The sequence below is a fragment of the Enterococcus italicus genome, assembly GCF_023743875.1.
GTDB lineage: Bacteria > Bacillota > Bacilli > Lactobacillales > Enterococcaceae > Enterococcus_G > Enterococcus_G italicus.
Genome location: NZ_JAMRVB010000001.1, coordinates 1,319,185 through 1,323,601, shown reverse-complemented (window position 1 = coordinate 1,323,601; position 4,417 = coordinate 1,319,185). Strand labels below are relative to the sequence as shown.

At 40.2% G+C, this 4,417-nt stretch carries 5 protein-coding genes and 5 tRNA genes; all 10 read left to right on the top strand.

The features are described 5' to 3' along the window. Positions 1–33: 33 nt before the first annotated feature. Positions 34–107, top strand: a tRNA-Pro gene (locus NE257_RS06455). A gap of 92 nt (positions 108–199) precedes the next feature. Further along, positions 200–1,081: a ribosome small subunit-dependent GTPase A gene (gene rsgA / locus NE257_RS06450; protein ID WP_251855537.1), complete on the top strand. Its 882-nt coding sequence runs from the start codon at positions 200–202 to the stop codon at positions 1,079–1,081. An 18-nt stretch (positions 1,082–1,099) separates the two neighbouring features. Next, entirely contained in the window at positions 1,100–1,750 is a 651-nt protein-coding gene (rpe, locus tag NE257_RS06445) for a ribulose-phosphate 3-epimerase (protein WP_251886037.1), read from the top strand. After that, complete coding sequence (locus NE257_RS06440) at positions 1,751–2,386, top strand: thiamine diphosphokinase (protein ID WP_251851874.1); 636 nt, start codon at positions 1,751–1,753, stop codon at positions 2,384–2,386. It abuts the gene before it with no gap. A 119-nt stretch (positions 2,387–2,505) separates the two neighbouring features. Further along, the gene (gene mreC, locus NE257_RS06435; protein WP_007207866.1) at positions 2,506–3,360 is read left to right on the top strand and encodes a rod shape-determining protein MreC; all 855 of its coding nucleotides are present in this window, start codon (positions 2,506–2,508) and stop codon (positions 3,358–3,360) included. A gap of 1 nt (position 3,361) precedes the next feature. Continuing rightward, a complete protein-coding gene (gene mreD / locus NE257_RS06430; RefSeq protein WP_040366362.1) occupies positions 3,362–3,883 on the top strand; it encodes a rod shape-determining protein MreD in 522 nt (173 codons plus the stop codon). A gap of 169 nt (positions 3,884–4,052) precedes the next feature. Beyond that, positions 4,053–4,126, top strand: a tRNA-Pro gene (locus tag NE257_RS06425). Positions 4,127–4,143: 17 nt separating this feature from the next. Further along, positions 4,144–4,216: transfer RNA gene (locus NE257_RS06420), tRNA-Ala, on the top strand. 21 nt (positions 4,217–4,237) lie between these two features. Continuing rightward, positions 4,238–4,311: transfer RNA gene (locus tag NE257_RS06415), tRNA-Met, on the top strand. 9 nt (positions 4,312–4,320) lie between these two features. Next, a tRNA-Ile gene (locus NE257_RS06410) sits at positions 4,321–4,394 on the top strand. Positions 4,395–4,417: the final 23 nt, after the last annotated feature.

Here is a 4,417-nt window from a genome sequence, read left to right as displayed (position 1 = left end):
AGTTTTTTTATTTGTTTTCATTAATTGAATTATCGGGAAGTAGCTCAGCTTGGTAGAGCACTTGGTTTGGGACCAAGGGGTCGCAGGTTCGAATCCTGTCTTCCCGATTCGTAAGACACCTAACAATAGGTGTCTTTTTTTGGTCTCACTGTGACTTTAAAAGTGTGTTACAATAGAAAAAAACAAGGGAGGTACTTGATTGAAAGGACAAATTCGAAAAGCATTGAGTGGCTTCTATTACGTTTATTCGGAAGGAAAACTCTATCAAACGCGTGCTAGAGGGAATTTTCGTAAGTTGAAAATTTCTCCATTAGTCGGTGATGAGGTAGTATTTGAAAGTACGAACCAAACGGATGGCTATATTTTAGAAATGTTGCCAAGAAAAAATGAATTGGTCCGCCCAGCTGTGGCAAATGTTGATCAAGCAGTCATTGTAACCAGTTTGGTAGAGCCTAATTTTTCCTATAATTTATTGGATCGTTTTTTGGTTACACTGGCGCATCAATCAATAGAGCCAATCATCTATCTAACAAAAGTTGATATATTCGATGAAGAAGAAAAGATTGATGAGATTGAGCATATTTATGGATCAATAGGGTACAAAGTCATTGTAGCAAAAGAGACTTCTGAAGCAATTGATGAATTAGAAGAACTATTTTCTGACAAACTTACGGTATTCATGGGGCAATCGGGTGCGGGAAAATCAACACTACTGAATCAAATATTACCTGAATTGCAATTAAAGACGGGTGAGATATCGGATGCACTAGGTAGAGGTAGGCATACGACAAGACATGTGGAATTGCTAGAAATCGCGGGTGGCTTGGTCGCAGATACCCCGGGATTTAGTGCCATTGACTTTTTATCGATCGAAGCAGTTGAATTACCGAGAGAGTTCCCTGAATTTGTTGCTCGTTTGGATCAGTGTCGTTTCAGAGAATGTCAGCATTTGAATGAACCGGATTGTGCGATAAAATCAGCAGTTGAAAGCGGAGAGATTGCTCAGTCCAGGTATGACAATTACCAACAATTTATGTCAGAGATTGAACAAAAAAGACCAGTCTATAAAAAGAAAAAATAAAGAGAAGAGGATATGCTAATGAAGATAGCTCCATCGATTCTGAGTGCTGATTTTGCCAATTTGCAAAGAGATATTGAATTCGTCGAAAAACATGGTGCAGATTATATCCATGTTGATGTGATGGATGGCCAATTTGTGCCCAATATTACCTTTGGCCCGGCTGTTGTACAAGCCATTCGACCGATTACAAAATTACCATTAGATGTTCATTTAATGATTGTCAATCCGGAACGTTTTATTCATGAGTTTGCTAAAGCGGGTGCGGATATTATTGGTGTTCATATTGAAGCAACGCCACACCTCCATCGAGCGATTCAAATGATTAAGGCTGAAGATGTAAAAGCAGAAGTGGTGATCAATCCCGGTACACCAGTCGAGGCTATCAAATATGTATTGCCGTTGGTTGACCAAATTTTAGTGATGACGGTGAATCCAGGATTTGGTGGACAAAGCTTTTTACCGGAAATGGCGGACAAAATCCGTGAGTTAGCCAAGCTAAAAGAGCAGTATGGGTATCACTATGACATTGAAGTAGATGGGGGCATTGATGATCAAACCATTAGGGTATGTGCCGAGGCAGGTGCCAATATTTTTGTTGCGGGAAGCTACATTTATGGTGCACAACATCCGGAAGAACGAATTAACGCGTTAAAAGAGGCGATTGAGTAAATGAATATTTTACTTGTAGGCGGTGCGCCGAAAGAAACTTGGCCGTCATTAGAAAGAGCGTATGATTATACGATAGGTGTCGATCGTGGGGCTTTATTTTTATTAGAAGAGCAATCTCCATTGAACGCAGCCATTGGTGATTTTGATTCATTATCATTGGACGAATTGAAACGAGTGAAAGAAAAAGCCGACAGTATAGAGCAATCAAAGCCTGAAAAAGACGATACCGACACACAGCTAGGTCTTCTTCATGCGATTCAACGATATCCTGAGGCTACTATTGATATGATTGGCTTAACTGGTGGGAGAATTGATCACTTTTTAGCCAATCTTTGGTTAGTACTGGAGCCGAGATTTCAGCCGTATGCCATGAATATTAGTTTACGAGACCGCACGAATACGATTCGCTTCTATCTACCAGGTACGTATACAATTGAAAAAGAAACGGGTATGAAGTATTTAGCCTATTGTTGCTTAACACCGATGGAGCAATTAACGTTAACGGAGAGCAAGTATACATTGGATAAACAAAAAATTGATTATCCAATATCTTATGCGAGCAATGAATTTTTAACGAATCAAGCATCCTTTTCATTTAGTGATGGAGTGATGGCTGTGATTCAAAGCAAAGATTAAGATAAGGTTCCTGTGGGAAATGCTTCAAAAAACATTAAACCACAGGGCCTTATCTTTTGTTTCATAGGGAAAAGTGGTACAATTTAGGGTATGAGTTTGAATAATATTGAGGTGCGCTTGTGAAAAAAATTAATCCAAATAAAAATATTATCATTGCCCTAATCATCGTGCTAATCGTAGTGACTGTCTTGAGTCTGACTATTGCGCAGCGGGCAACAGCAAAAAAATCAAATGTCGTGCAATCCGTGATCAATGATACCATTGCCTTTGTTGACAAGGCAATCCAAGCTCCAGTTAGCTGGGTTGAAAATACGGTTGATGCAGTTCAGGATTTAGCTTCTACTTATAAAGAAAATCAACAATTAAAAGCAAAATTGGACTCCTATGAAGAATTATCACAAGCAAACAAAAACAGCGAGAGAGAAATTGCTAATTTGAAAGAACAATTGGCGCTAAACACCACGTTATCAAGCTATGAAAAAGTCACAGCCAACGTCATTTCGCGTTCGCCCGATTCATGGCAAGATTATTTGGTTATCGATAAAGGATCGAAAGACGGTATTGAAGCGAATATGTCTGTGATGGCTAAAAAAGGGTTGATTGGCCGAGTGATTGAAGTCAATCGTTCTTCATCAAAAGTAGAACTTTTGTCTTCTGAAAATCAAACATCGAATCATTATCCAGTCAGAATTTCGACAGACAGTGGCGAATTGTTTGGGTTATTGAAAGGCTATGATGAGGACAAAAATGCACTAGTGGTCGAACAAGTAACTGGTTCAGCAACCTTTGCCAAAGGTGATGTGGTACAGACTTCTGGTCTGGGTGGGAATTCACCAGCAGATTTGGCGGTCGGTACGGTTCTAGAGGCACAATCAGATGATTTTGGTTTGGATAAAAAATTATACGTCCAGCCTTATGCGGACATGTATGACTTATCCGTCGTGACCGTTATCAAGCGTACGGTAGGTGAGTAAAGTGAATCAAAGTAAAACGAGCCGATTAACATTAGGAATTATTTTGTTTCTGTTGATGCTATTAGATGCGCATATTACGAGATTATTTGATTATTGGGACAAAGGGGCCAATGTCTGGCAATCACAGCTACTCTTATTAGTGGCCTTATTTGCGGCAAAAAGTTACTCCAAGCGTTATATGATTTGGATGGCAGTGGCGATTGGTATACTGTTTGATCTTTATTACTTGGGTATCATTGGTATCTATGCTGTCGGGTTCCCGATGGTTGTGTGGATGATGTATGTATTTCATTCGCTCTTTTATCAAAATATGACGACTATGTTTTTTAGTTGGGTGATCAGCTTGACTCTCTTCCAACTTTTTACACTAGGTATTCAAATCGGGTTTAAGCTCGCTGCTTTTGATGGTCAATTTTTCGTGGTGAAATTTTTAGGCCCAACATTATTGTTAAATATTTGTTATTTTTTTATTCTTATGTGGCCATTAAAAAAAGTATTCAAACTAAAACTCAGTTATTTTTAAACAAGATGAACAAATACAGGTGGTAAAAGGAATGTTGAGCTGCTAGACTGGAACAAACCGATGAAACAGAAGAAACTATAAGCAAAAAGATCAGAAAGTCTAAAAGTTTGAGCAATTATCCTCTTGGGCGCAAAAGGTTAGGGGTTCGACTCCTCTTGGGCGCGTTTATCGGGAAGTAGCTCAGCTTGGTAGAGCACTTGGTTTGGGACCAAGGGGTCGCAGGTTCGAATCCTGTCTTCCCGATTGTATTTTTGAAAAAAGGGGCCTTAGCTCAGCTGGGAGAGCGCCTGCTTTGCACGCAGGAGGTCAGCGGTTCGATCCCGCTAGGCTCCATTATCATTTTAATATGATTTTCGCGGTGTAGCTCAGCTGGCTAGAGCGTCCGGTTCATACCCGGGAGGTCGGGGGTTCGATCCCCTTCGCCGCGATTAGAGCCTGGACCTTTAGCTCAGTTGGTTAGAGCAGACGGCTCATAACCGTCCGGTCGTAGGTTCGAGTCCTACAAGGTCCATAGAGGCATTGTAAGAATTATAT

Excerpts from the sequence above, each read along its gene's own strand:
- rpe (WP_251886037.1), top strand. The coding sequence starts at position 1,100 with ATGAAGATAGCTCCATCGATTCTGAGTGCTGATTTTGCCAATTTGCAA.
- NE257_RS06440 (WP_251851874.1), top strand. The coding sequence starts at position 1,751 with ATGAATATTTTACTTGTAGGCGGTGCGCCGAAAGAAACTTGGCCGTCA.